The sequence below is a fragment of the Amycolatopsis sp. M39 genome (assembly GCF_001651785.1).
In the GTDB taxonomy this organism is placed as follows: Bacteria; Actinomycetota; Actinomycetes; order Mycobacteriales; family Pseudonocardiaceae; genus Amycolatopsis; species Amycolatopsis rubida.
On record NZ_LWSF01000010.1, the window covers coordinates 159,218 to 186,128 of the forward strand.

Here is a 26,911-nt window from a genome sequence, read left to right on the forward strand (position 1 = left end):
CGGTGTCCGCTAGTTCCCGGAAGGCAAGGCCGGACGGGCAGTCATGCGGGCAAGGCTCGCGGCGGTGAAGTCCTCGATGTCCTCGCCGATATGCGCGGCCTCGATCGCGCCGCGATAACGAGTCTGACCGAGCATGCGACCAAGGGCGGACAGCCGTTGTGTGATGGCTTCGGTCCGCCGAGCTGGCTCAAGCGCGAACACCGGCACCAGTGCGTCCTGGGCACCCGCGAGATTGCCATGCAACGTCCGAGCTGTAGCAAGGTCTACCTGCGCACCCAGCGCACCCGCACCCCACCGCCGTTCCTTGGGCATCTGACCGAACAACGCGATCGCGCGGCTGGCTTCGGTTTCAGCACGCCGACCGTCGCCAAGCGCGACGTAGACAGCGCCACCGCACAATGCCGCGCGCGAACGGTCGAAGGCCAGCTCGCCGCCGACCTCGTCCAGGAAGCGGTCATCGCCCGCGCGATCAAGCTCGATCGTCGCCGCGTCAAGCGCGGACTGTGCCTCGTCGCGAGCGCCGCTTAGGGCAAGAGCGCGTGCGTGAACGCTATGCAGCCGGGCACTGGCCGTCCCTGCCGGAGCGTCCTCCAATGCTCCCTCCGCAATGCCCACAGCGCGACGCGGGCGGCACCACAAGGCCACGGTGACCTGCAACGCACGTGCCCACGCGCGCAACGACGGGTGATCGATGATGCTGCCGTAGGTGTAGGCCGCGCGCGCCTGTTCTTCGGCGACGTCGGCGTTTCCGAGATCCCACGACACTGAGGACAGCAGTCCGCATACTTGCCCTGCGAGCAGGTACAGCTCCGCTTGCTGACGGGGCTTGTGCGTCCGGTCGAGCTGCTTGTAGATCATGTCCCTTTGCTGCAATAAGTCGGTCAGCATTGTCAGGGGCGGCGTCACGTAGTAGTCACGGGCTGCTTGTCCGGCTGCTGCGTGCAGCTGTTCCAGCGCGGATGGGTCAATTGCCGAGGACGACTCGATAGCGTGCTCGGACGATTCGCGAGCGGCGTTCACCATCAGTTCCTGTTCGCTCCGTGGGGACATGCGGTGCGAGGCGACCTCTGCCTTCGGCGGACCGAGCAGCTCTTCCGTTGGCTCGTCGAACCAGTACTCCAGTACTCGGCGGGACTCCGCGCGCGGGCTGCCGGGATCACCTCGCAACCACCGCTTCGCCGAACGCTCCGAGGTGTGCGCACGAATCCCAGCATCGTTCGCGCGCTCGGAGAACTGGTCTACGAAATCGATCAGCGACAGATTCCGCGCAAACAGCAATTGCTCCAGCCGCGTACGCGGCGATCGATCGGCCATCCCGTGTGCCTCCTCTCCATCCACCGTAGCTAGCAACCATCGCTCGCGCGCGCGTTAAGCGCCAGTGGCCCCGAATCGGCCGCAAGTGGCCTCCGTTTGGCCCGGAGCGGCCGGAGGGCCCGACTTGGCCTCAAACCAGCCGCAAATGGCCCCCGTTTGGCCTCCACATGCGCCCCAGCTTCATCCGATGGTCATTACCAGCACGAACGCGACTCGGACGTCCGGAAGGAGGCTGGCATGCAGGCATTGGCTCACGTACTCAACGACTCCGCCGACAGCCTTCGCTCAGGCGACGCTGCGCAGCGTTGGGATTGCCGGGGCGCTCGTACTCTTTCGGCACGTCCCATCTGGGTGACCTGCCAGGACGACGGGCTGGACCATCTGGTCAACGACGACGATATGGGCAGGGCGATTTCTTCGGACCAGGCACTCGGCTTCCGCGCGCTTTGCGGTCGATCTGTGGTTCCCGCACCGATGATCTGCCCTCCATTTCCACAGTGCCGCGGGTGCCTGACCCGACGAGATTGCGAGCAGCGCAGCTGGCGGCGGTTGCAGATGACCTCTGCCGCGCACGGGGCCGCGCGGCACCGCGCGCCCGGCATCATGCGCAGGATTTCGGAGAGCATTCACTGCCACCTGGCCAGTTCCTCGCTTGTGGGGCGGCACGCCGCAGACTCCGAACGAAACAGTCAGGTCTTGCGCGCGGGGTCGGAGTGCGGTTTCCTCCGGCCTCGCCGCGTACCAGCATCGGCTTCGCCGAAAATCGAGTGTCTGATTGAAAAACAGTCGGAGTTCGACGGACACGCAACTTCTGTCATCAGAAACGGGTCCGTCGCCGACCCGCGTGAATTCCGCGGCAACGGTCATGACCATCGCTGGCAGCGCACCGCGTGGTGTGCAGGTGTGGTGCCAGTGGCGCGTGGTGAAAGCAGGGTTGATCGCCTGCCGGGCAAGAGCGCTCCTTGCCATCGCGCGTTTCTTCGGGCGCAGACGAGCGCACGGCATGAATTCTCCCAATTTGCCGTCAGTTCGCGTCCGCAGGGGGCCGCGCGGTCCGCAGTATCTCCCACCGTGCGGCCCCCGCACAGCATGGAAGAGGTTTGACCATGGCTTGCGCCGAGAAGTTCGCCGCCGGTAACCGGTTTCTCCGGTACGTCGATGTCCGTCGTGCCCGGGAATCCGCACATGGAACTAAGCCGCGCAGTGACCCCCATTTTGACCTCGGTCCGACTCTGATCGTTGGAGCTAGTCCGTCATGACGAACGATGTCGATTACCATGCGCTCGCCGTGTCGGCGGCGATCTTGTTGCTGCCCATCATCTCGACCGTGGTATCCATCGGCGGGGCGGCGTGGATCATGCGCCGCACAGTCCAGCGGATTCACGCATTGCGTGACGATTCCCAGCACTGGCGTGACGAGACGTATGCCTTGTGGCAAGAGGTGATCGCGGACACCGCAGTCCAATCCAAACGATCAGATAAACCGGAAAGACCTCTTGCGGTGCACAACCGGACGATCGACGAACCCTCGGAACGGCCCGGTCGGGATGCTGTGCGCCTCCGCGCTACCGGGCCGGTGGCTCCGCAATGGCCGGGCCGTGACCTGGACGCCCAGGACCGCTTGGCATACAAGGGAAAACGCGCGTGATTTCGGACGGGAGTCACGCTGGAACCGGGCTGGACGCGTCCACCGGAAGTCCGGCACCCACGGAATTGGCCAGCCTCGGTGCGAATAGGAACGGATGATGATCATGGCCGATGTGGACGCAGTGACAACCCTCGCTCGTGATCAATTCGGGCCCGGAGTGGCTGCGATGGACGAAGCCGCGAATTTCGACGAGGACGCAGCAGACCTTGCAGTGATGCGCACCCGACGTAAGCGAGGGGAGCCCGTCCCTGAGGCAGCGTTGGAGGCGGCCGCCCGTTACGTGGACCGTCACTACCCGAAGGGACACATTCCGGAGCAGCTCATCAAGCACTTTCCGTCGCAGGTCAACTGCCCGCAATGCCGGATGGAGACCGAATCGAGCAACACGCAGTGTCCTCACTGCAAGGCTCCGATCTATCTCCACTGGACTGCTGCTGGCCGTGGCGGCCGCACCAGGACCATTGGTGGGGCGCGATGACCGGGCGCGGCATCGACCCCACCCGCCCTCTGCGCGACGCACCCGACCCGGCGATCCCGCATCGCAGCCGTATCGCCCCGGCTGCATCGCCGGATGCGAACGCAGACGAGCGCCGACTCGGCGGCGCTCCACACCCTGCCGCCGCGTCGGGTGGCGGCAGGGTCCCCTGGCCCCAGCGAACGACCGGTCGGCTCCGTCCGCCGCACCAGGGACCCGTGAGCACGGGCGGCTACGCGGATCGCGCGGCCCGGGACGCCGAGGAACGCGAGCGATACGAGCTAATGGTGGCGGCTGCGAACGGTCTGCGCGCCCCGGCCGCTCGGGCGCAACTGATCCTGCTCGTGGGCATAGCCGGCCGCACCGACATCTCCGACGCAGTCCGCGGCCGAGAGACCGCTGCGGCGTACGCGAAATTGCTTGCGCTGCTCAAAGACAGCCCAGTCGCCGCGGCGAGACCCCGACCTCAGTCGTGGCGGCTGGGTGCCAACCGGAGAGGAAGCCCCAATGGCCGCCGTTGAGGTCAAATGGTCTCGCAACGCGCTGATGCTGGCCCAATGGAATGTCGGCGTGCCGTTCACCGATCCGACTCCTGATCAAGAACGACGTGAAAATCCGCCCGCACGGCGGCCAGAACGCCGCCGAGATCTCGTCCCTGCTGACTCCCCGGCCCCGCGAGAAACAGTGACCTTCGATGTCGACCACGATCACAGGAACACCCGTCACCGAGACCACCGACGGCACCGCCTGCACGACCTGGTCCGCCTCGTACGGCGGCGTCACCGTGCGGCACAGCGCCGACCACCGGCTGATGGGCCACGCTCTTCCTCTGTACGCACTCGCCTACGCCACGCCGACCTCCACCCGGGTCGACCTTCGCGACAGCCACGACCGGACGGTGGCATCCGCGATGATCGGGCGGCCAGATCCGCAGGATGCCATGACACGAGAGACGGCCGACGCGAACCACAGCTGATTCACGGCGTCCTGGCTGCGGGGCGTGCGTCGTGGCTGGGGTTCGACGTCATCTGGACTTCTCTCGGCTGTACCCCAACAGGCGCAAGGCTCTTAGCTACTTCAAATTCAATCTAGCTGCAAAATTTAGCATTCAGCCAGCACCGGAGTCGGCCGAAAGTCATCGAAGATTCCAATGAACGACTGATCAAAGAGAAATTTCTGAACCTCAGAGGCAAGGCATGGACGAGACCAAGTACGAAAATGAGCCCAACGGCGAAGGTGGTGCAGCACAGCCCTTCACGACCGTGCTCGGCGCGGTCCTGCGCACCACCCGCGTCAAAACCGGGTCCGGCTTGCGCGAGGTGGGTCGCGCGATCGACAAGCACCCGGCGATTGTGTCGAATTGGGAGCGCGGCTCCCGGACCCCGCTCTCCGAAGACGTGGCCGGCGTCCTCGGTGCCCTCAACGTCGTGGGCGAAGACAAGACGCGAATCCGTAATCTCGCGGCCGTCACCACTCCGGGCGTCGTCGTCACCGGTCGCCAGGATGTTCCTCACCACTTGGCGACTCTTATCGACTGCGAAGCCCAAGCCGCACAGGTAACGGTTTGGGAGCCCCTTCTCGTTCCCGAGCTTCTGTGGGAGGGGGACTACGCCCGGGAAACCCTCCTCGCCGTCGGGCACGCCCCGGAGCGCGCAGCCCGGCTCGCCGATCTGCAGACCGACAGGCGCCATCTCCGGGCACAACCATTGCCGATCACCGCTTACCTCGGCGAAACCGCCCTCACCAGAAGGGCCGCCTCGGACCAGGCCATGTGCTCGCAGCTGCGCCGCCTCGCGCAGCTCAACACGAGCGCAGACGAGCAAGTCACCGTTCGGGTCGTGCCCTTCAGCAAGATCACCCTGCACCCCGGGCTGGCCAGCCCCTGGGCGATCTACAGCATGGAAAAGCGTGCCATCGTCTACCTTGGCCATGTCGAATCCGGAACATTCGTGGACGACCAAGGCAGCCACTACAGCCGCGCTGCGGACCAGCTCGCCGACAAAGCCCTCAGCAAGGAGGAATCTACGAAGGCACTGCTGAGCTTCGCTGCGAAGCACGCCATCAACCAACTCGGAGACCGGGACGAACCGCCACTCGCCTCCTCTCTCGCCGAATGGACTCGGCGGTGATGCGGCTGTTGCGTCCGGCTCACACGGGCGCGAATGGGGCGGCTTCTCCGTCGCGGACGAGCACCGGCTGCTCGTCGGCCACGCGCGAGGGCGACGAGTGAAGTCGATCCGCCCTCTCATCCGGACTGTTCTGCTCGGCCTCGAACTGCGGGCGGCTCGCGGCAACAAGTGGAGAGGCAGAGAACTGGCCCGCAGAATCGGCGTGAATCCAGCGTTGCTGCACAACTGGGAACGCGGAGAGCGCACCCCGCCGCTGGTCGATGTCGCCTGCATCGTGGGCGCGCTCGGCATCGTCGGCGAGCGCAAGGACAGGATCCTGGAACTGGCGCGGCTCGCCGACACGGACTCGATTCTTCTCGGCCGCCGCAGCCAGCCGTACCACGTCGCGACCGCAGCCGTGTGCGCGCGGGCGGCTGCCGAGATCGTGGACTGGCACCCGACGCTCATGCCGGACATTCTGCAAATACCGAGCTACTCCTGTGCCGTCGCCAAGCACGTCCTCCCGGAACGAGCGACGGACTCCGATCTGCATGCACGTTTCGATGAAACCACCGAATACCTGAAAAATATCCGCGTCAGCGCCTATATCGGCGAATACGCGCTCGCGTGCCCCGTTGACGACCCGGACGTCGACGTTGTCATGAGGCAACTCCACCACTTGATTAAACTCCAACGACAATCCCGCGACTTCACCGTTCGGATCGTGCCTGCGGACGCCAATGCCCACTTAGGACACACGGGTGCGTTCACGACCTTCAGGGTCCGCAACGCCGAGCATCTGATTGTCCATCGATCCCACGGATACAGCGGCTCGTTCGCACTCGACGAAGACGGCTTCTATGCCGATGCNCCGATGCCGACAGCCAGATCGGCAAGGTGGCCCGCACCGCCGAGGACTCTGCAGGCCTCATCATCCGCCGTATCAACCAGCTTCACTTGGCGAGGTCTAACGGGCGCCGCGCCAGACCCGGCAACTACCGGGCATGACCTCTTGAGTGCAGATGCCGGAATGCATCCCCACCAGTTTGTGTGACGGGGTGCGCCCGGCGACTGGTATGTAAGCGGCGGCGTCAATCATGTTGGCGGTACGACGATCCTGGTCTGAGGACGCCGCTTCCGCACGGTGGTCAGATTCGGGTGTCAGAGATCATCAGGTTGGCTGACGGGCGGATGCCTGTTGTCGGAGCCGAGATCTTGGTCGACGGCGAACATGACCAGTCGTATCTGAGCTTCCAGCGAGGTCTCGACGGACGTGGCTCGATCCAGGCAGGCGAGCATCCGGCTTCCCTCGGGCGACAGGATGCCTGGGGCATCCTCGTATTCCGCCGATGCGGCTTCCAGTTCGCCGAGCGCCGAGCGGTGCCGGTTGTCGAGGAGGGCACTGCGCAGGACAGCTTTCTCCGCAGGTGTCGGCCAGCGGCGCTCGCTTCGCATCCGTTCGAGGATGGCCTTGACGTTGTGCTGCAACAAAGGCATCGACCGATGGCCGGCGTGCGCAGCAACCATGCGCGGTGTAGTCATTTCTTCTGCCGGGCGGAGACCCATGTCCGGCAGCGGGGCCTGACCGGTCACCGCGAGGCTGTCAAGGGCGGCCGCGTGGCGTTCTTCGCGCTCGCGCATCCTGTCAAGCGGACTCTTTCGCCGACTGGCGGCAAGTACCGCGATCTCGTCCCGTGCTTGCCGACCACGAACGCCCGGAGAACGAGGACGACGGTAAGCACCGTTGTTCGCAGCCCGCTGCCGGTTGTTGGCATACCACTGTTCGAACTGCAGGCCAGGCTGCGGGGGCTTTCGTGCAGCGGAGAACTCGTCCGCTTCCGATTCGTTGTACCATTTCTTCATTCTGGAGCGCAGGTACTCGGGCAGCGACTCGCCCTTTTTGCGCGGAGGCTGAGAGGTGTTGTCCGGCGTCACGCTGAGGCAAGTCAGAATCGCTCGAACGCAGTAGCCGGACTCGTACCAGAACTCCAGCAGCCGGTCGATCTCAGGTTGCTGGCCGGGTGCCAACTTCTCTCCGGCCCGTCCCATCCGTTGCAGCAAGAGAGCGGTCGCCTGGCCTCGTTGGTAGTCGTCGCCGGGGATGACGGTGACCGGCCATCCGCTGTCGTTGATCTTGACCACGAGGTACCTCCCTGTGCGCTCGCAGCAACGGTATGGCAACGCGGTCTGACCGTGACGTCCGACACGCTCAGGATTCCTTGATCGTTGAATTGGCCGAGGATGGTGTGGAGAATGCCCAGGTGAATCAGCGCGACACGACGGCGACGCCCGGGCCCCATCACCAGATCCGGATGCTCGTGGACGACCGGATCAGGGCGGGCGACACCCGTCCGGTCAAGTGGATTCGAGCGCAGGCTCGTCGTCAGGTGCTGAACGCTCGTGCGGACCTGCTGGCACAAGTCTACGGCGGCAAACCTCGGGCATCGCTGTTCGCTTGGGTGTCCAGGCAGTTCGAGGAGTTGCCCGACGGCTCGCCATGGCCGGAACTGCCTGCTGTCGCGCCTGACGTGCAAGCACGCCACCCGCGCCGGGCACAAGCACTCGAACATGACTGTCCGTCCTGCGGTGCTTCGGTATCTCAGCCGTGCCGCGGCAGCCGAGGGCCTCGAATCTCGGTTCATAAGACGCGCCTCGACGTGTCGTCCGCTTGACCCGACCTGGGGCAACGACAGCCAGTTGCCCGGTTAACGTGAACGGCGTATGCGGAAGAGCTTGTCGCAGCCACTGCGGCGTTGACGATCAGTGACTTCATGAGGCGCTCGCTCGCCATGGTCTCCGCGTTTGATACGTCGGGACCCGCCGTGTCCGTTGACGTCACCCGGCTAGCGGCGACGCTACGGGCCGCACAGCGGGGGTGCGTGCTGTTGCCGGTAGAAGGCGACCGGGTCGGTGGGCTGGCCGCCGGGCTCGATTTGGAAGTGCAGGTGCGGGCCGGTGGATTCGCCGCGGTTGCCGATTTCGGCGATGGGTTGTCCGGCGTGGACGGTCTGGCCGGCGGTGACGAGGTTGCGGTTGTTGTGCCCGTAGGTGGTGATGACGCCGTCGGCGTGCTCGATCCGGACCCACAGGCCGTAGCCGCTGGCCGGGCCGGAGGCGATGACCCGGCCAGCGGCGGCAGCGACGATCGGAGTGCCGACGGGTGCCGCGATGTCCTGTCCTCGGTGGAATTCTCCGCCGCGCGGGCCGAATCCTGAGCTGCACTGCCCTTGTGCCGGGACGACCCAGCCAGCGGTCGCGGGAGACGGCGTAGCCGGGGTGCAGGAAACTCCGGTGAGCGCGCCGGCGATCTGCCGGGCTTCTTGTTCGTGCTGGGCGTATCGCTCGGGGAACCCGGAGCGTTGCACGGCTTGGGCTGCCGGGGCGAGCCCGATTTGCTGCCAGTTCGGCAACGCGACGAGGTGCCGGTAGAACTGTGCGGCGGCGTAGGCGGGGTCGAGTATCTGGGCGCGGGTGCCCCATCCCATCGAGGGCCGTTGCTGGAACAGGCCGAGGGAGTCGCGGTCTCCGTAGTCGAGGTTGCGGAGCCGGGATTCGGTGATTGCGGTCGCGATCGCGATGACCCAGCCGTATTCGGGTACGGCGCGTTGTTTGCCGACGGCGATGATCGTGGCGGCGTTGGCGATCTGGTCGGTGTCGTATCCGGCGACGTTCCCGGTCGGGGCACCGGTGGCGGTGCAGGCGAGCGAGTCGCTTGCACCGGGCTGGCCGTTGGCGCCGTCGGTGCCGAGGACCGCGCCGAGGCTGGCGGAGAGGAACAGGACCGGCGCGAGTGTCACGCATCCCGCCGTGACTGCGAGTTTGACGGTCGCCTTCACGAGAGCCTCTCTTCCTCAGTACGGCGAGTGGCGACGGTGCTAGCGCACGGGATCTCGGGTGCGGGCGAGTTCGGCGATGCGTTGCCGTTGGCAGCCGTGGAGGGGCAGCCACACGGGTCCGGCCGGGTCGCGCAGTGCGTCGGCGTGGGCGGTGGCGATGTGCCAGCCGACGTCCCCGACGCCCAAACTGCGACCGGCAGGGTCGGCGGCGGCGAGGCGGTCGCGGAGGTTGGCTTCGCGCGCGGGCGAGGGCAGGCCGAACAGCACCCAAAAGCCGTGGCGTTGCTGGGTTTTACGAGCCGGTCGCGGTCCGCCTGCGCGGGCGAGTTCGGCGTATCCGTCGAGTTTCTGCATCACGCGGGTGAGGGGTTCGGTGCCGGTGTCGTGCTCGTAGCAGGCCACGAGCTGGTTGCCGTGTTCGCGGTAGACGATGAGCGCGTCGGGACGCGCGAGTCCGCCGCAGTCGGCGGCGGCGGAGCGTTCGCCGTGCCACAGCCGGACTTCGGCGTCTGGGGCGCGGCGGGTGTGCGCGGTGAGGGCAGCGAGGACGTCGTTGATGCCGAGCAGGTGGTCCAGGCGCGGGTCGGTGGCCAGGCGCAGCACTTGTTCGCGGACGGTGGTCGGGCGGGGCGGGTTCTGGCCGCGCATGGCGGCGAGCACGCCGTGTCCGGCGACGCCGAGGGTGTAGCGCCATCCGGTCAGGGCTCCGTCTCCGCGCGGGTGGCGGAACCGGTCGAGGACGTGCCAGTGCCACAGGCTGAGCAGGCGTCGTTGCGCCCGGTTGAGGCTCGGGTACGGCAGCAGGTCGGCGACCTGATCGCTGGTGAGGACGCGGTGCTCGCGGAGCAGGTGGAGCAGGTCGCGGTCGCGGGCGGTCAGCCGCGAGGCCAGCTCGACCGGGTCGGCTGCCGTCCCTCGGGGGCGGTGACGCCGGACCCGTCCGGTGTTCGCGGCGGTGAGGTCGGTGCCGTTCTTGTTGTCGGGCATGGGAAACGTGTCTCCGATCGTGAATTGCTGGCGGAAAGGGAAGTGCGCGGCGGGTTGGCGCGGGTCAGTCGAGTTCGTCGTGGCCGGGGTCGAGGTCGGTGGCGGGTGCGCGGGTGGCGAACATGCGGCGGCTGCGGTCGCGGTCGCGGATCGCGCGGTCGATGCCGTGGGCGCGGGCCGCGGCGCGCAGTTCGTCGGCGCGGCCGGCGATGACCGGTGGCGGCGGCAGGGTCCGCATGGTGAATCCGGTGGTGTCGCGGTTGCCGATCGACAGCCGCACCGCGGCCTGATAGGGGGCGAGGCGGGCGAGGTCGGTCGCGTCGAGGTGCGGGCCGACGTGCGCGGCGAGGTGCCGGGCGTCGTCGGGGCTCACCCCGAAGAAGGACTTGTTGCGGGCGTTGGCGTCCAGCGCTGTGGCGAGTTCGGGGGTGAGCTGGCCGAGGTGCTGGTGGGCGAGCACCCATCCGAGGTGGTAGCCGCGGGATTCGGCGAGCGCGTCGCCGAGCGGGGTGGGCAGGTGGAGGAAGTTCTGCGCTTCGTCGATCATGACGGTCGCGTCGGCGCGATCGTGCTCGGGCTGGTGCGACCGCCCGATCGCGGCTTGCCAGAGCGAGGCCACCAGCAGCGATCCGACCAGTCGTGCGAGGTCTTCGCCGAGTTCGCCTTTCGGCAGCCGGGCGAGCAGGATCCCGCCGTCGAGGATGTCGGCGGGAACGAAGCTGGAGGTGGCGGTGCCGAACAGGTCCGCGACGAACCGGCGGCCGGTGACCGCCCTGAGTTTGGACAGCACGGGTCCGGCTTGCGCGGCCGCGGCGGCGGGGGTGAGCCGGTCGTAGGAGGTCCAGAATCCGCCGATGCCGACCGGGTCCTCTCGTTTGATCCGGCCGGTGACCTCGTGCCGGTACCGGGCGTTGGTCAGCAGCAGCGGGATGTCGGCCAAGGTCGAGCCGGGACGCTGGGCGAGGGTGAACGCCGCGGCGCGGAGAGTGTCTTCCACCCGGGGTCCCCACGAGGCGGAGTAGATGCGGTGCAGGGTGGACACCAGGTGTTCGGCGACGATTTCGCCGCCGAGCCCGGCCGGGTCGAGCACGTTGAGCGCCGGCGGGGCCTGGGTTTCGTCGGGGTCGATGAGCACGAGCCGCTCGCCGGCGTCGCGCGGCATCCGGTCGAGCAGGTCGCGGATGAGGTCGCCGCGTGGCTCGATGACCGCGACGCCGCGGCCGGCCTCGATGTCGGCGAGCGCCAAGTGCAGCAGCAGGGTCGACTTGCCCTTGCCGGTCGCTCCGGCGAGGTGGAGGTGGGTGCGGGCGTCCGCGACGGGCAGCACGACGCGCCGCGCCGGTCCGGCGTCGGTGACCCCGAGCTGTTTCGGCGTCTTCCGGCGCGGGTCGTCTGCCGGGCGGAGCGTGAGCCGGGTCGGGCCGACCGGGGTCGCGGAGTCGGGTTCGCGCTGAGCAACTGCAGAGTTCTTGGTGGCTGGCAACGGAATCCCTTTCTCCCGGTGCCGGTGTCAGAGGTGTCGGGTGGCGTCGATCGGCGCGGGAACGCTGCGGGCTTGCCCGTTGGAGAGCGCGTCGGTCCGGGGCGGCAGGTGCGCCAGGGCCGCCAGTTCCGCGGCCGAGAGCAGCGCGCCGCGCCGCATCCGCCGCGCCTCGATCACGGCGCGCGGCTTCGGCAGGCGGTGGCGCGCGAGAGCGTTGCGTCCGGCCAGGAGGGCGAAGGCGCCGAACAGCGAGTCGGCCAGGCCGCGAACCCGGGCAACGGCTTCCGGCCCGGTGGCGGTGGTGGCGGCGTAGTAGCGGAGTCCGACTTCCCATTGCGGCTGGAGCTTTTTCGCCCGGATCTCGCGCAGTTCCTCGGTCTGCTGCGGGTCCAGCCGCCGAACCGGAGGGTCCCCGGCGCCGTGGGTGGCGGCGGTGGATTTGCTGCCGGTGACGATCTCCATCAGCTCCCGGACGAGCACCGACACGAACCCGGCCAGTGCCGAGCGGCGACCCGAGCGTCCGGAATGCAGCCGGTCCACGGTGCGGCGGTAGCGGCGCAACCGCCGTCCGACCGCAGGCCGCGCCAGGATCTGCACGACCGCGGACTCGCCGTCGGCCAACTGACCGGCCACGGCCTCCAACGCCCGCAACGGATCCGCGGCGTTGTCGCGGGGATCGGGAATCCGCAACGGCAGGTGCTCGGGGCGTTCGGGGCGCACGGTGCCGCCGGTGACCACCAGCCGTGTCCGTTGCGCGGGCTCCGGCTCTGCGGGGTGTCCGCTGGTGTCGCGGTCGGTCCGGTCCAGGACGAGGGTGCCGGGCCAGGCCGCGCGCAGGGCGGCGTCGATCCGGCTGGTCGGTATCGGTGCGGGCAGCCACATGCGGACGGCGAGGTCCTCGCCCGCGCTCAGGTGGTATTCGACGGTCAGGTGCGGCAGCCCGGCGACGAGACGTTTCCAGCGCGGCGGGGCCAGACTCGGCAGATCCCGCCACAACCGCTGAGCCCCGGCGAGGGCTGCGACTGGATCGAGCCCGGCCGGAGGCAAGACGGCCACCAGCCGGGCACCGCGGTACCAGCGCTGCCGCGCCGATCGCCGTGACCGCATGACGGCAGTGACGGCGAGCGCCGCGAGAACGGCGACCACAATCGCCAGCACACGATGCTGGGTAATCCAGGTCGAGACACAGTCCCAGGCCGCGGCCAGCTTGACGAGCAGCGTCTGAGCAGGATCCGGGAGACCAGGGAGGATCGTCAGTGTTGCGTTCATGGTTCGAGGCCGTCCTCGTCGTCGGCCGGGATTCCCGCCAGGAACTCCGGGTTGGTCGTGATGAGTTCGTCTTCCTCGTCGGAGGCGAGCGCGTGGAACGCCACCCGGTACAGGCCCGCGATCAGCAGCGCTTCGCCGATCCCGGCGGCCAGCAGGTAGGCGCGTTCCCCGTCGGAGAGGCGGAACGCGTCGGCGATGGCGTCAATCGCCTGTGCCGCCTGCCGCATGAGGACTTGGGTCGCCGCGTTGGACACGATCGCGGTGCCCAGATCGCTGGAGAGCACGTCCCCGGCGTCCTGGGACACGAACGCGAGCCCGGCCCAGTACTTGCGGGCGGTTTTGGCGAGCCGGTAGAGGAATCTCGCCGCTTCCGGTTGCCGCATCAGCAGCCAGGCTTCGTCCACGATCACCAGCCGCCGGCACCGGTGGTGCGGGTCGAGCACGCGCCGCCACACGGCGTCCAGCGCGATCAGGGTGCCCACCGATTTCAGTTCGTCGGGCAGGTCCCGCAGCGAGATCGCGACCAGATGCCCGTCCGGCGCGGTCGTGGTCGGCCCGTCGAACAACCCGGAGAACGACCCCGACACATACGGGGTCAGGCGCGCGGCCAGCTCCGCCCCGGCCGGATCCCCGCCGTCGGCACTGTCGGCGACGAGCGCGGCTTCGAGATCGGCCAGCACCGGGGCGGGCCTGGACCAGGTGCGCCGGTCGGCGGTGATGCCGACCGAGGCGTACGCGGCGGTGACGGCCCGGTCGAGCACCGCGGCCTCCTGCGGCGTCAACGACTCGCCGAACATCACCGCGAGCAAGGTGTGGACGAACAGCGACCGCCGCGTCAGCGCGTCCGGGATCTTCTGCGCTCCCGGGGGCAGGTCGAACGGGTTCAGCCGCACGCCCGGTGCGCCGAGATGCAGATAAGCGCCGCCGACGGCCTCGGCGAGACGCTGGTACTCGTCTTCGGGGTCGATGACGAACACCTGCACCGGAACCTCGCCCTCGGGTGCCGGCCGGTGCGGGTCCGGGTAGAGCGAACGCAATGCTTCGAGTTTGGTGAGATAGGACTTGCCCGCGCCGCTGGTCGCGAGGACGACGGAGTTGTAGTTGTCCTGGCTCCACCGGTCGAACAGCACCAGCCCGTTGGAGCTGGCGTTGCCCCCGTACAGCCGGCCGGTCAACGGCGCGTGCGGAGACGGGTCCGCGGTCGGCAGATCCGGTGAGGTGAAGGGAAAACTGGCCGCCAGCGCCGGGGTGTCGAGAGTGCGGCGCATCCCGAGCAGATCGACGCCGAGCGGCAGTGTGGAGGTCCAGCCCTGCACCGACCGCCACGACGCGGGCTGGGCGTCCAGCAGCAGGCTGGAGGCCAGCGACCGGACCTCGGACACCTCGGCGTCGAGATCCTCCTCGGTCACCGCGTGCACGGTGAGGTAGAGCCCGACGCGGAAGAGCTTCGACTCGCCGCGGGCCAGCGCGAAGGCCATGTCAGCGGCGTCGGCCGCAGCGGCCTCGGTCTCCGGGTCGTCCAGCTTGCCCTTCTCCGCCGACGAATTGCGCGTGGACTCCAGACGGCCTTGCTGCTTGCGGAGCCGTTTCGCGGCGACGGCGGGACTGATCGGATCGATGTGCAGTGCGACGTCCAGGCGGCCGGGATAGGACAGCAGCGGTTCCAGCCAGCCCGCTCCGACCTCGGCCGGATACCCGGTGACCGCGAGCGTGGCGGCATAGCCGTCCCCGACACGCAGCCACCGCGACCCGACCTCGACCGCATCCGGCCCGGCCACAGCGACCCCGCTTCCGGGCGAGGAATGTGCGGAACGGCTGCCGACGAGACGGCGGGCACCGCGCCGGAGGAGTTCGATCGTGGTCACCGCTCAGACCTCCAGATCCTCGTCAGCGCCCGGCCGGTGCACGGCAGGCTGTGCGGTGACGACGCCGGACGCGATGCCGGCGCGGGTCGCGGCCGGGTCGCCATTGGGGTCGGCGGCGGCGCTGAGCACCGCGTGGGCCGCCGCGCCGTCGAGCGGGGCGACGACGACCTCGCAGCCGCGCAGCGCACGCGCCGCTTCGTGCGCCCGGCGGGCCACGGCCAGTGCCGCGCTCGCATCCCGGCCCCGCGGTCCGCCGGCCGGTTGGCGGAACACGACGGTGACGTGGCGGCGCAGCAGGTCCCGGCTCGCCGCCAGCTCGCGCAGGAACTCCACGTGTCCGCGGCACGCCTGCTCCAGCGCGGGGTGCGGGAGCCCGCCTGCTCCGTCGGCGAGCGCATCGAGGTAGGGCTCCAGATCGAGGCGCTGGGCGCGCACCACGACCTGCACCGGGCCTGAGAGCGAGTGCAGCCACCGGGAAAACCCGGCGATGAGGCTGTTCTGCTCGCCGGCGCTGCGCAGCCCGAAGTTGACCGTGGAACACGCCGCGGCATAGGCGGTGCCGTGCTGGCCGAGGTCGATCGCGCCCTCGGCCGAGATCGCTTCCGCCGGGAGCCGCAGCGGCGCCGGGAGCGGCCCGGCGTCCGCCGCGACCCACGCGGGCGCGCCGGGCACCGCGTCGCCGCGCACGCTGTCGGCGGGCACCAGCCGCGTGGGGCTCCGGTGCTGCCTGAGCGCGGCGAGCAGCCAGGCGTCGAGCGTGAGGCCGTCACGGCGCATGGTCACCAGCGCGAACGCGGCACCGCCGACCGGGATCGCGACCGCGGCGAACACCACCGGAGGCACGACGGCGTGGGTGAGCTGGTAGCCGCCCCACAGCAGCAGCGCGGTGACGCCGAGGATCGCGGCCTGCCGGGCAGTCAGCCCGAACAGGATCTTGTCGGGCTTCTCCACATCAGCGGGTACACGCGCCGACATCGGGACCTCCTCGTCACCGCGCATCAGCGGCCACCTCCCTTCTTCGGATTCCGTTGCTTCGGCGTCGCCGCCCCGAAACGAGGCGCGGCCGGTTGCTGCCGCTTCAATGCGCCTCCGGCAGTCCGGCGTGCCTGGTCACTGCGGCCCGCGGTGCGCTGCGGAGACGGACTGGCACCCGGCGCCTGCGGCGGCGGAGTGGTTGCCGTCGTACGGCGCGCGGCCGCACCGGTGGCACGGGACGGCGCGCGCGGCACTGCGCGGTCCCGTGCCTGGCTCGCGGTCGCCGGGCGAGCCGTCTTTGCAGCGGTCGGCGTCCGGGCGTCGGCCGCGGTCGGAGGCGGACCGGAACGACGCCGCGGGTCGGGCGATCCCCAGCGGGTGGCTTCGATCGGCGGCGCCGCGGTCGCTGCGGTCGGCGTGCTCGACATCCGTGCGGGCACGAACGCGCCGGAGGCGGGAGTGAACCCGCCGTCGCTCCACGGCTGCCTGCGCTCCCGCGCGGCGGTGCGCGCGTCGCGGGCCATGCGCGCGGGCGCGGCCCACGCACGGCTCGCCCGTTCCCGTGCCGCGCGCGCAGCACCCCGGGCCACCCGCTGTGCTCCGGGCCCGACCCCGGTTCCGCGACCGCGGGATGCAGCGCGCGCGGGGCGCGGACTGCTCGACGGACGGCTGCCGCCCGGCCGGGCAGCCGCACGGCTGTTCCTGCGCCGCCGGCCTCTGCCGCGCGCGGCGGTGCCTGCGTGCTTGCCGATGCCGAGCATCCCCAGGCCCTTGGCGATGGCCGCGTACTTCACGATCGACCCGATCGCCGACCGTCCGCCGAGGCCCACGTGCTGCATCACCCAGGACGGGATCTTGATCAGGATGAACAGCAGCACGACCGAGATGACGAGGTTCATCAACCCGCCCGACACACCGAGCAGCTGACTGGCGCCGGGACCCGTTGTGCCCTGGACGAAGAACACCTTGACGAACACGACCAGCGTGACCGCCTGCAGCACCTGGATCCCCAGCACTCCGAACAGGAAGCGCCACCAGAGCTTGGCGATGCCCTCGGTGTAGGGCGAGGCGTGGCACACGAGCGCGAGCGGCCCGGCCACGACGACGATGACGGTGATCGTCAGCCGCACCACGTACAGCACGAGCAGGACGACCGCCAGGATCAGCACGACGAGCGCGACCAGGACCATGAAGATCCCGCCCTTGTCCAGCTGGCGGTGGATCTCGTCCTTCACCCCGGTCGTGATGCCGCCGGACCCGTCGCCGGCCAGGATCCCCGTCGCGATCCCGTTGACCGTGGTGATCGCCAGCCCGATCAGAGACAGCGACGCGTTGACCGCGATGAACCCGACCACGATCCGCGGCAGCGTCTCCTTGAGCGTAACCCGGGTCTGCAGCGTCTCGTGCGACGCGACCACGATCCCGCCGACGACGACGAACAACACGAACAGCGAGTTCGCGACCCAGCGCGTGATGTCCCACAACTGGCTGATCTGCGCGTTGCCCGCCAGATCCGGGGTCGTCATCGAGGTCCGCCCGACCAGGTCGAGGACCGGGTCCAGCGCCGAGGTGACCAGGCCGGTGAACCACTTGTCGATCGCCTGCCCGGCCTTGCACACCACGTCGAGCCAGCCGCAATCGGTGGAATCCGCCTGCGGCTGCGGCCCCTGCTGCGGCGCCAGCGGCGCGGGTGCCACCGGGTGGCCGGGGTCGACCTGGATCGGCGGCGGCTGCACCGGACTCGACGGCGCGGGAGTCTGCGGGTTCCAGGGCTGCGGCGGCTGCCCCGGCTTCGGCAACGGCGGCAACTCGCTCGGCCAGCCAGGATCCGGATTCGTCGGCAACGGCATCGGCGGCTGCGCCCCCTCTGGCACCGGTGCTAGAGGGGGTCCGGGCGTGGCCTTCGGCGTACTCGGGAACCGGATCTCCGGCCCGGGAGCGGATCCCGTGGGCAACGGCAGCGGGGGCGGCTGCGCCTGCGCGTGCCCCGCCGAGGCACCCAGCAGCGCGACGACGAACGAACACACGAGGCCCGCCCAGACGGCGACGCGCAGCCAGTCAGCGAAATGCGGCGTCCGAGGCGCGAACGGGCTGGCGGGCCGCGGCGAGATGCTCGTCATCGCTCAACCCACCAGGCTCTTGAGGACGCTGACGATGACCGGCGCGAGCATGGCCAGGCCGTATCCGATGGCGGCGTTGCGCAGGCTCTTCTTCGCCCGCTCGACCTCGCCCGCATCGCCGTCCGCAGCGAGGTAGCGCACTCCGCCGATGGTCAGGAACAGCGTGGCCAGGCCGACCAGCAGACCGATCAAGAAGTTGCGCAGGTTGTCGACGACCTGATCCAGCGACCCGGGCGCAGCGACGACGATCGCACCGGCCGCCGCGGGTTCCGCGGCGGCGAACAACAGGACTCCGACAGCGCTGAGGACGGCACCGGCGCGCCGCCGTACAGACGTGCCGCGCCGGAGGCGCGGTGGTCGCAGAGACATCCAGGATCCCTCCCGAGGGCACCCGCGGCGGGTGGGCGAGGTGGAGGTGAGGGCGACCAGGGATCCGGCCACGGACTCCGCGGACCGCCGCGCCGGACGCGGGCGGGCGGCAGGCGATCGCGGAGACTCGTGTGTGTCCGGTGCTCGACCTGGTTCCCCCTCACACCGCTCTAAAGCGAGGGGCGGGCCGACTTTTTGCAGACGGGTTTCGATTTCTTTTCCGGACGCGGCGCGCCGAGCCAGGAAATGAGCGCGGACTCGGCCTTTTCCCGCGCGCGAAACACCCGGAAATACGACTCGCCTAATGCTTCCGCGGCCTCGTGAACGCGCATTCCCTCCAGCCGTGTCGAGGCGATCAGCGACGCTTCGGCCGCGGTCAGCACGCCCTCGCGCACCGCCTCGGCGAGCACCAGATCCTCGTGACCGCGCACAGGAGGGCGCGGCTCGCACGACTCCCACAAGGGCGCGGTGCGGGCCGCGTAGTCCCACTCCGCCGCACGCAGTTTCGCCCCCGCACGCTGCGCCGCCCACACCAGCCGCGCAGCCAGCGCACCGGCATCCGGATCGATCTGCTTCAGCCGGGCCGCGAACCCCGTCAGCAGCTCGGCGTCGATGTCCTCGACATCGCCGAGGTACCCGGCGGCCAGCTCCCCGGCGGCCTTGCGCAACCCGGGCAACGCGACCCCGACGGCACCGACGACCCACGCGGGATCACCGGCCTGCGCAGCCGTCACCAGCTCCCGCCACGCCGCCTCCCGCGCGGCCCCGGACGTCGCCCGATCCAGCAGAACATCACGCAGCTCGACCAACGGCACGCGCCGCCGAGGCAACCCGAACCCGAGCCGCGCACAGTCCAGCGCGAGCGGCTCCGGGCCGGTGCACAACAGCCGGAACGCCTCCTCCGCGGTGTTCAGCACCGAGCCGGTGCCGGCAGAATCAGTGCCGGTGCGCGATCGGTTGCGGCGGCGAAACGGTTCCCCGCGGTCGACGCGCGGACTCATAGGTGGCATCGCAGGACTCCCGAGTGCGAGCGACCCGCGCCAGACTCCGGCGCGGATCGGACAGGTCGATTGACGCCGTCCATCCCGCCGAAGACCGCTTGCCGAAACCTTCCCCGCCGATCGTGAAAACCGGGCCGCAGAGAAACCGCCAGGAACCACTCCGCCCGCCCGGAGCGAACCGCCGGACGGCCTCGCGCATCCCGTGACCTGCAATGCAAGGAATCTGCAAGGGGAATTGCGCGGTCGCGGGGCCGAGCGGAAACTCCGCGAAAAATGGCGGGCCGAGCCAGCGATGCCGCGCTTGCCGACCGCTTGCTCCAGGCTGAACGCGGAAGATCCAAGCCGGTGCCGCCGCGGATCACGCACTGCCGGAATTCGCGGACGTTCCCACCCGCCAAGCGCTGCGGGGCGAGGGAGCCTCGACGGTGCCCACGACAGAGCCGGCGGAGCCGGGCGTTCCCATCGACGAGAGACAGAAGAGCCGGGCGCACGCGACAGCGCGCTCCGCGAGACAACTGCCGGTCGCAGCAGCGAGGCCCTCCCGCGACGGAGCCGAACACACGTCGGACCAAACCGTTTTCCCGAGCCGAGTTCCGCTCGGACAGACGTCACTACAAAATGGAGTCTCGACCCGACGCCTATGCGCGCACGTGCAGCCGAACGGCAGCGCAGACGACGGCGCGGGAGACCGGTCGCGCGCCGCGTCGATACAGTGCTCCGGCGCGACGCACGCGCGAACCATCTGCCATCGCGGGACGCCACCGGGCAACCCCGGAGCACAGGGCCCGAACGCAGCTACCGCACACGATGCGGAGGCGGGGCGCAGCGTTTCCCCCACGACATCAGGGACGAACGCGGGCGACGCCAGGACCCACGTCCCCGACACCCTCGGGCACCTTGGGGCAGGGGCAACCACGGTCCCCGAGACGCGTCTCGGTCAGCGCCCCCGCTCAGGCCGCAAGCTCGGCCTTGACGAAGGGAAACCGGATCCTTGCCCGCAGGCGCAGCGCAGGGTGACAGGACCCTCGAAAGTTCGAACTCGCCTGCAAAATCCGGCGCAGAACCGCGCTTTAGAGCAGTGTTAGAACCCGTCGCAGCGAATTGCGAGGACACTCACCATGGATATTGTTCCTGCCGCGCCGGAACCCTCGTCAGGAATCGAAGCACAATCCGAAACGCAGGCGAGGAAAACCGCGTCCGCACCGCTGGGAATCTGGTTGTGTCCGCCCGCTCCCGCCGACGAACACGGCCTGCCGCCGTTGATCGAGGGCCTCACCCGCAGCCTCGTGACCCGGGCCGTGACCGCCCTCGCCGCACCCGGCGACACCATCGCCGTGACCGGCCCGGACGCCGCCCGGATCACCGCAGTCGCCGACAGCGCGGGCGCCCGCCGAGTCCTCTGCGTCGACCCCGAAACCGTCACCGCCGAAGGCTGCCGTCGTCGGACCGGCGGCGGCGCGCGCACACCCGAGGACAGCTCGGTGGCCCTTCTGCTCGCCGCCGAACTGCCTGCCCCCTGGATCGACGCCGACGGCCAGCCGTACCGGTCCTGGGCACGGTGGCTGGCACCGGACGGAGCGCTCGCGGTCGCCCTCCACGACGAGGCCGGACGAGGACGGTTCGCCGACTATGCCGGTGCAGTAACCACCGCGGCGACCAACGCCGGAATGCGCTACGCCCGGCACGTCATCGTCACACTCGCCCCCGTCGATCGCGACCGACTTCTCCGGTCCTGTCCGCCGGCTTCGGTCACCGTGCCCGCCGAGGCAGTGGACGCCAGCAAGCGCACCGACCTGCTGATCTTCCGGAACGACTCCGGAACCGCCTTGACGCACGCGGCCCGTTCCATTGCTCAGCGCGCACCGGAGCCGATTCCGCAGATGCGCCGCGAGTCCTCTCCGGCGATCGAGGCGCGATGACTGGCCGCCCCGCCCGACGCTTCGCACCCTCCGCCGACCGGCGGCACACCAGGCGAGGAAGCAGCGAAGACACTCCCAACGATCACGACACCACCACCGCCGACGAGTCGAAGTCCGACACGATCGACCCCGAATCGGCCGCGCGGGAGACCTACGCCGAGCAACAAGCACGACTGGACGCCGAAGCGATCGACCGGTGGGCCGCGATCGTGGTGGACTGGCCGCCGATGACCGAAGAACAGATCCGCGCCATCGCGGTGATCCTCAACCGGATCGAGGCCCGCCAGGAGCGGGAACGGGTTCAACGGCAGCAGAGCAGCTAACCGCGACACAGACGAACGGTGGCTCATCGTCCATGGGACAGTGAGCCACCGTTCGTCTGTTGCGGGGTCTGCCGGTCACGATTCCCCGCCCGCGCACCGCCGACCGATATCCCGCCCGGCTGGTCCGCGTCGCGCGCTGACCCGTCCGCAACCCGGCGCGGCTGCGAGCCGCGGAAGCCGTACATCACGGCGGGCCGCCGTCAGATCTGCCGCGTCCTCAATGGGATGCCCGAGGACGGTTCACGCACGCCGGTCGGAGCCGTTGTCCTCGTTCCAGGTGGTGAGCGACCAGGGGCCGTCGATCCACAACTGGACTTCAGCGACGGGAACGCTCGGCGCGGACCAGAGCTTCCAGTGCCCGTAGCCGAGCCATCGGTCGCCGGGGCGCACCTGGGCGAAGGCACCGGGGTTTCTCGACCGCACGACGACGCGCAGACGCCGTCGTGCGCCCGAGTGGTCGAGGTAGTCCTCGTGCTCGTCGCGCAACTGGTGGGTGTTGCCGGAGTGGGCGGTGCCGATGTCCCGGACGATGCCGTGCAGCGCGAGCGGATGCCGTGCCGCAGGTCCGTGTTCGAGATAGCCGGCGATCGCGACGGCCTCGTTCGCGCCGCGGCAGAAATCGTTCCAGCGCAGTGTCCTGCCTGCGTATCGGGCGCGGAACCGGCTGCTCGCGTCCGGGTCGTCGTCGAACTCGTGCAAGAGCCGCACGATGCCGGCGGCAGTGCTCAGCGCCGGGACGAGCCTGTACGGAGAGGCGGTCACGGCGAGCCGGGCCGTGGGTTTGCCAGGCTTGCCGGGCGGCAGCGGGTCAGGCGGTTCGATCGTGTCGGGGTCCGGGAGCCGCAGCTCGTAGTCCTCGCCGTCTTTGACGAGGGTGCCGCGGCTGTCGCGGATGAGGTTCTCGGCGCGGTTCTTGAAGTCGTAGGGGCAGCCCGGGTCGTGCTCTCCGTTCGGGGGCAGGCGGTACAACGCCGTCACCTGGGTCGTTCCGCCCCGGGGCCTACGGCGAGGATGGGTCGACACCGCGATCACAGCCACAGTGCAACCTCCGCAGTGCAGCGGCTTGAACGCCTCGAACGGAGGCGGCGGCGCGTCGATCGCCGCCCGCCCGTCGACAGTGGATTCGGTCGAGTCCGGTCGGCGAGCCGGTGCTCGGCCAGGCCTCGTCGGACTGTGACATCTGGACGAGGACCGCGATGCTGTGTGGAGCGCTTGGTGTTCGCTCTGAAACGGCCGTGTTCGCCTCGCGGCAGGTTCCTGTCTTCGACCGAGGGGACCGGTCGGGCTTGTCGCACACGAGGCGAAGCGGCGGTGCACCGACAGGCAAAGGGGTGTCTGCCCGGACTGTTTCCGCCCGGGCAGACACCCCTCGATTGTCAGGAACCGGTGTTGTTCAGGATCCACTGGCGGTAGGTGGCGAGGTTGACGTGGCCGGAGGTGCCGGCGTTGGTGTCGCCGTAGGAGTGCACGCCGATCTGTTTGCCGTTCTGGAAGACCGGGCCGCCGGAGTCGCCGGGGCCGGTGAAGCCGTTGATGCTCGTGGCGTCGATGAACGTGCTGGACACCTTGGTGACCTTCATGTTCGCGGTCTTGAGGTAGCGGGAGTCGCGGGCGGACTCGGTGCGGCCGTAGCCGTAGACCTGCTCGGTGCTGCCGACGCTCGGCGCGCTGCTGGTCAGTTCGGCGGAGGTGGTGCTCACCGGGGAGTTCAGCTCGTAGAGCATGATGTCGGCCGAGGGATGGGTGATGGAGCGCACCGGTTTGCGGGATTGCCCCTTGGTGCGGTCGACGTCGCCGACCAGGAAGGTATAGCCCGACGTGGCGCAGTGTTTCGCGGTCAGCACGTACCGGGAGTTGATGATCGACCCGGAACAGTTCTGCTGCCCGTTGAGCATGAGGGCCACCGCCCATGGGCCCGACTGGGCGTAGGTGCCGTCGATGATGTTCGGCTGGGCATGTCCGGGGCCGAGGTCGGCGGAGGCGACAGCGGTACCGCCGAGGGTCACGGCGACGGCACCGCACAGGGCCATCAGATTACGCTTGATACGCACAGGAATCTCCCAATGTCAGGTACAGATGGAGGGTGACCTGGAGAGCGTTTTTTCCGCGCTCACCGCCTGTTCGACGCAGGTCCGCAGGCGGCGAGGCGAACTGTAAGAGCGACGGGCGGACATTTCAAGACTGTGAATTCCCGGTTATGACAGGCCAACGCCGAGATCAGCCCAGATGCACGGCAACCTGTCAACAGTAAATGTTTCTGGTGCCGGTTCACGCTTGTCATTTCGTGCGAAAGAGTTCGGGGTTGTTGATCAGAGACGAAGGCGGGCTGGTCAAAACCCGTCTTTCGTAGGGCCGAACTGCGGCCCGACGCGAGGCCTGCGGTGGTCGTCTCGCTCCGCGCCCGGTCGTCGTCTCGGAGTGCACGGCGGGTGGTGCGCTTGAGATTGAACGTCGCAGGGCGGTGTCGGAGTTCGCCTATGGCGGCACTTGTCCTCTGTGGGCGTACCTGCGCGTGTCGTGGGTTGTGGTGCGCGGTGCGGGCATGTGGCGTGTTCAGCAACTGCGGGTTACCGGCCTGTCCAGCCCGCAATTATTAATTCTTGACAGATTTAGCGAGAAATCGCAGGTGATGGCCCTGCATGGGCTCGGGTGGCCAGATTTTGTCCTTGAGTCGGCTGTGAGTCGCTCTTACAGTCCGACTCGCCGCGTGAACCGGGTGAAGACTCAGCGGTGGGCGCGCAGCCCCGGTCAAGGCCTCGTGCGGTTTCCCTGACGACTTCATCGGACCGAGCGACCTCGATGGTCGCGGGCAGTCGAGAACGGCGAACTGATCGACGTGTACCTCTCCGGCGACACCTCGTCGACAACCTCGGGTCGCGCGGATGGCCGTGTCCGCCGCCAGCGGGCCCTGGACGGCCGCGCAGCCGAAGCCAGCCTGCGACTCGCCCTCGCCGGTGATTGCGCACCCACGCCACCAGTCAGATGGCCGACTCATTCACCATTCCCAGTGCAGCGCATAGCGGCCGGGCTTGGCGTTGGAGACCGCGAGCTGCACGCAATGCGTCCGATCGATGGGAAGCTCGCCACCGCGCTCGATCACCTCGTCACCGTTGAACATCCACCAGCAACGCGCGGGCACAGCCTGGGGGTGGAAGCTGACCTCGGAGAAGTACTCCCGCACGGGAAAGCGGAGCTTGCGCTCGTGTCGTACCGTCCGCGTCGACGTGGGCGCCGGACGCACTTCGTATTCCACCAAGATCACCTCCCCACGGGCCATCTCCCGGTCGAACTGCAACGAGGCGACCAGGTAACCGTGCTCCGGCAGGTACTCCACCGTGCGGACCGCGCAATGCCGCAGTGGACGGATCAGCGGGGCCGTCGCCTGCGGTTGATCCGTCGCGTACGCGATCGGGATCCGGGACACGCCAGACTTCGTCGCTCTGAGCACCAGGCGCACCCGCACGGACTGCTCAGTGCCATCGGACTCCATCGTCAGCAGATCGTGATGGCTCAACCGCGCCAGGAACTCGTCCTCGCCGTCCACATCGCGCAGCAACGACGGCACCCCTGGATCGGCAGGCCACATTGTCTCCACGGGCACGCGGCGTTGTCCATTCGGCCCCGGCCCCCGCGGCCGGGGCGGTCCCAGGGCGGAGAACAGCGTTCCGCTCGGCACGGCGAGGATCTGTTCCAGGACGGTCAGGGCGGCCAGCGATTCACGGCGTTCCGGCTGGCGCTGTCCGGTCTGCCACAGGCTCAGGGTAGCCACGCTCAGCTGGTGTCCCTGCTGCGCCAGCCGAAACCGGATGCGCTCCAAGTTCAGCCCGCTGCGTCGCACAGCCTCACGCAGAACATGGTGAAATGCCCGTTCCCCCTTGGGATTCTCGTTCGACATGCGGCACTTCCGTCCACTGGGTGGGCCTGGCAGTCTAACCGGCTGCTTCCCAAAGCGACGACCGACGCCACGCGGTCGCCGAACCGTTCTCGTGCGCCCGGTCCTGCGCGCTCGCAGGACGTTGAAGCGGCGACCCGAGCAGGTCCCGAATGGCCGCCGGCCATCGTGAGCGGGGAGAAGACGTCCGCTCTCGTCCACGCTGTCGGCCGTGAGCGGCGCGGTGTCATACGGGTCGCCACGCGAGATGGCATCCACGGTGACGAGACCAAGGAGCTGCTATGACGGTCGAGGAACGATCCGACATCCAGGGGCAACGGTTATTGCCAGTGTTGCTCAAGATCGCTGAGGAGGTCGGATCCGGAGCGGGAAGCAAGGGGCAAGTCGCCGACTATATTCCGGCGCTGTCCCAAGTCGACCCGACATCATTTGGGTTCGCCGTGGCCGGTATCGACGGCGAGGTGATCGGGGTCGGAGACTGGCAGACACCATTTTCGATCCAGAGCGTGTCAAAGGCCTTCTCCCTGGCGCTCACGCTCGCTGGCAGCGGCGAATCGCTATGGACGAGGGTCGGACGCGAGCCTTCCGGAGACCCATTCAACTCGCTGATGCAGCTGGAACACGAGGAGGGCATCCCACGCAACCCGTTCATCAACGCCGGAGCACTCGTGGTGACAGACCGGTTGCTGACCCTGACCGGCGACGCCAGCGCGACGGTGCTGCGACTGCTGCGCACCGAAAGCGGAAACCCGCACGTCGACTTCGACCCCGTCGTGGCGGCATCAGAGGCGGCAGAAGGCGACCGCAACGCCGCGCTCGCACACTTCATGGCCGGCTACGGCAACCTGGAGAACCCGGTCACCCACGTCCTCAAGCACTACTTCTCGCAGTGCTCGATCGCCATGAGCTGCCGAGATCTGGCCACCGCAGGGTTGTTCCTGGCACGACACGGCCTGCGCGGCGATGGCTCCCGCCTGCTGGACCGCCGGGCGACGAAGCAGATCAATTCGCTCATGCTGACGTGCGGCGCCTACGACGCCGCCGGGGAATTCGCCTTTCGGGTCGGACTGCCTGGCAAAAGCGGCGTCGGCGGCGGAATCCTCGCAGTCGTACCAGGCCTGTGCACACTCTGCGTATGGAGCCCGGCTCTGGACCGGTGCGGCAACTCCGTCGCGGGCGTCGACGCGCTCGACCGATTCACCACTCTCACCGGCCTGTCGGTATTCTGACTTTCCTGCTGGCCAGGCACCACATTGGCAAAGCGTGACTACGCGATCATTGAGCCAGCTCTATCGTCTGAGGAGACCCGCACCCGGTGGCAGATTGT

General features: G+C 68.8%; 24 protein-coding genes. 10 read left to right on the plus strand and 14 right to left on the minus strand.

Annotated features, from left to right (window positions below):
- Window positions 1–9 precede the first annotated feature (9 nt).
- Window positions 10–1,314 (minus strand): hypothetical protein, encoded by a 1,305-nt coding sequence (locus tag A4R44_RS23290; RefSeq protein ID WP_067584393.1) that lies wholly within the window; start codon window positions 1,312–1,314, stop codon window positions 10–12.
- A gap of 237 nt (window positions 1,315–1,551) precedes the next feature.
- Between A4R44_RS23290 and A4R44_RS48190 the strand changes: the two genes are divergently transcribed.
- The 6 genes from A4R44_RS48190 to A4R44_RS23305 all read left to right on the plus strand — a co-directional run bounded on the left by A4R44_RS48190 (window position 1,552) and on the right by A4R44_RS23305 (window position 6,599).
- Window positions 1,552–2,418 carry a hypothetical protein gene (locus tag A4R44_RS48190; RefSeq protein WP_157904970.1) on the plus strand — a complete coding sequence of 289 codons (867 nt, stop codon included), beginning with the start codon at window positions 1,552–1,554 and terminating at the stop codon, window positions 2,416–2,418.
- A gap of 151 nt (window positions 2,419–2,569) precedes the next feature.
- Window positions 2,570–2,962, plus strand: coding sequence for a hypothetical protein (locus A4R44_RS48195; protein ID WP_157904971.1), 393 nt, complete (start codon window positions 2,570–2,572; stop codon window positions 2,960–2,962).
- Window positions 2,963–3,065: 103 nt separating this feature from the next.
- On the plus strand, window positions 3,066–3,440 hold the full coding sequence (locus A4R44_RS48200) for a hypothetical protein (RefSeq protein ID WP_157904972.1): 375 nt from the start codon (window positions 3,066–3,068) through the stop codon (window positions 3,438–3,440).
- A 691-nt stretch (window positions 3,441–4,131) separates the two neighbouring features.
- Window positions 4,132–4,413 (plus strand): hypothetical protein, encoded by a 282-nt coding sequence (locus A4R44_RS23295; RefSeq protein ID WP_067584403.1) that lies wholly within the window; start codon window positions 4,132–4,134, stop codon window positions 4,411–4,413.
- Between the two features lie 220 nt (window positions 4,414–4,633).
- Window positions 4,634–5,566: a DUF5753 domain-containing protein gene (locus tag A4R44_RS23300; RefSeq protein WP_067584406.1), complete on the plus strand. Its 933-nt coding sequence runs from the start codon at window positions 4,634–4,636 to the stop codon at window positions 5,564–5,566.
- Window positions 5,567–5,663: 97 nt separating this feature from the next.
- The gene (locus A4R44_RS23305; protein WP_157904973.1) at window positions 5,664–6,599 is read left to right on the plus strand and encodes a Scr1 family TA system antitoxin-like transcriptional regulator; all 936 of its coding nucleotides are present in this window, start codon (window positions 5,664–5,666) and stop codon (window positions 6,597–6,599) included.
- 107 nt (window positions 6,600–6,706) lie between these two features.
- Here A4R44_RS23305 and A4R44_RS23310 read toward each other — a convergent pair whose 3' ends face one another.
- Window positions 6,707–7,687, minus strand: a complete 981-nt coding sequence (locus A4R44_RS23310) for a hypothetical protein (RefSeq protein ID WP_067584411.1) — start codon at window positions 7,685–7,687, stop codon at window positions 6,707–6,709.
- A 77-nt stretch (window positions 7,688–7,764) separates the two neighbouring features.
- Here A4R44_RS23310 and A4R44_RS48205 point away from each other — a divergent pair, with 77 nt between their 5' ends.
- Entirely contained in the window at window positions 7,765–8,217 is a 453-nt protein-coding gene (locus A4R44_RS48205; protein WP_157904974.1) for a hypothetical protein, read from the plus strand.
- Window positions 8,218–8,400: 183 nt separating this feature from the next.
- Here A4R44_RS48205 and A4R44_RS23315 read toward each other — a convergent pair whose 3' ends face one another.
- The 9 genes from A4R44_RS23315 to A4R44_RS23355 form a co-directional block, all read right to left on the minus strand.
- Window positions 8,401–9,381, minus strand: a complete 981-nt coding sequence (locus tag A4R44_RS23315) for a M23 family metallopeptidase (protein ID WP_067584414.1) — start codon at window positions 9,379–9,381, stop codon at window positions 8,401–8,403.
- 39 nt (window positions 9,382–9,420) lie between these two features.
- Window positions 9,421–10,368, minus strand: a complete 948-nt coding sequence (locus tag A4R44_RS23320; RefSeq protein ID WP_095213542.1) for a replication-relaxation family protein — start codon at window positions 10,366–10,368, stop codon at window positions 9,421–9,423.
- Window positions 10,369–10,432: 64 nt separating this feature from the next.
- The gene (locus tag A4R44_RS23325) at window positions 10,433–11,851 is read right to left on the minus strand and encodes a type IV secretory system conjugative DNA transfer family protein (RefSeq protein WP_067584417.1); all 1,419 of its coding nucleotides are present in this window, start codon (window positions 11,849–11,851) and stop codon (window positions 10,433–10,435) included.
- Between the two features lie 27 nt (window positions 11,852–11,878).
- Window positions 11,879–13,120 carry a hypothetical protein gene (locus tag A4R44_RS23330; RefSeq protein WP_067584420.1) on the minus strand — a complete coding sequence of 414 codons (1,242 nt, stop codon included), beginning with the start codon at window positions 13,118–13,120 and terminating at the stop codon, window positions 11,879–11,881.
- Window positions 13,117–14,985: a VirB4 family type IV secretion system protein gene (locus tag A4R44_RS23335; RefSeq protein WP_338080345.1), complete on the minus strand. Its 1,869-nt coding sequence runs from the start codon at window positions 14,983–14,985 to the stop codon at window positions 13,117–13,119. The genes A4R44_RS23330 and A4R44_RS23335 overlap by 4 nt, the downstream gene beginning before the upstream one ends.
- Window positions 14,986–14,988: 3 nt before the next feature.
- Complete coding sequence (locus A4R44_RS23340; RefSeq protein ID WP_198545408.1) at window positions 14,989–15,984, minus strand: PrgI family protein; 996 nt, start codon at window positions 15,982–15,984, stop codon at window positions 14,989–14,991.
- Window positions 15,984–18,080, minus strand: a complete 2,097-nt coding sequence (locus A4R44_RS23345) for a conjugal transfer protein TrbL family protein (RefSeq protein ID WP_067584427.1) — start codon at window positions 18,078–18,080, stop codon at window positions 15,984–15,986. Before A4R44_RS23345 ends, A4R44_RS23340 begins: the two co-directional genes overlap by 1 nt.
- Before the next feature lie 3 nt (window positions 18,081–18,083).
- A complete protein-coding gene (locus tag A4R44_RS23350; protein WP_232791737.1) occupies window positions 18,084–18,449 on the minus strand; it encodes a pilin in 366 nt (121 codons plus the stop codon).
- A 170-nt stretch (window positions 18,450–18,619) separates the two neighbouring features.
- Complete coding sequence (locus tag A4R44_RS23355; protein ID WP_232791738.1) at window positions 18,620–19,450, minus strand: hypothetical protein; 831 nt, start codon at window positions 19,448–19,450, stop codon at window positions 18,620–18,622.
- Window positions 19,451–20,568: 1,118 nt separating this feature from the next.
- Here A4R44_RS23355 and A4R44_RS23360 point away from each other — a divergent pair.
- Window positions 20,569–21,369 carry a hypothetical protein gene (locus A4R44_RS23360; RefSeq protein WP_067584430.1) on the plus strand — a complete coding sequence of 267 codons (801 nt, stop codon included), beginning with the start codon at window positions 20,569–20,571 and terminating at the stop codon, window positions 21,367–21,369.
- The gene (locus tag A4R44_RS23365) at window positions 21,366–21,692 is read left to right on the plus strand and encodes a hypothetical protein (RefSeq protein ID WP_067584433.1); all 327 of its coding nucleotides are present in this window, start codon (window positions 21,366–21,368) and stop codon (window positions 21,690–21,692) included. The genes A4R44_RS23360 and A4R44_RS23365 overlap by 4 nt, the downstream gene beginning before the upstream one ends.
- 240 nt (window positions 21,693–21,932) lie before the next feature.
- Here A4R44_RS23365 and A4R44_RS23370 read toward each other — a convergent pair whose 3' ends face one another.
- The 3 genes from A4R44_RS23370 to A4R44_RS23380 form a co-directional block, all read right to left on the minus strand.
- On the minus strand, window positions 21,933–22,670 hold the full coding sequence (locus tag A4R44_RS23370; RefSeq protein WP_067584436.1) for a hypothetical protein: 738 nt from the start codon (window positions 22,668–22,670) through the stop codon (window positions 21,933–21,935).
- 398 nt (window positions 22,671–23,068) lie between these two features.
- A complete protein-coding gene (locus A4R44_RS23375) occupies window positions 23,069–23,743 on the minus strand; it encodes a trypsin-like serine protease (protein ID WP_067584438.1) in 675 nt (224 codons plus the stop codon).
- 944 nt (window positions 23,744–24,687) lie between these two features.
- A complete protein-coding gene (locus tag A4R44_RS23380; RefSeq protein ID WP_157904975.1) occupies window positions 24,688–25,461 on the minus strand; it encodes a hypothetical protein in 774 nt (257 codons plus the stop codon).
- 404 nt (window positions 25,462–25,865) lie between these two features.
- Here A4R44_RS23380 and A4R44_RS23385 point away from each other — a divergent pair, with 404 nt between their 5' ends.
- Window positions 25,866–26,813, plus strand: a complete 948-nt coding sequence (locus A4R44_RS23385; RefSeq protein WP_067584444.1) for a glutaminase — start codon at window positions 25,866–25,868, stop codon at window positions 26,811–26,813.
- The last annotated feature ends 98 nt before the right edge of the window (window positions 26,814–26,911 follow it).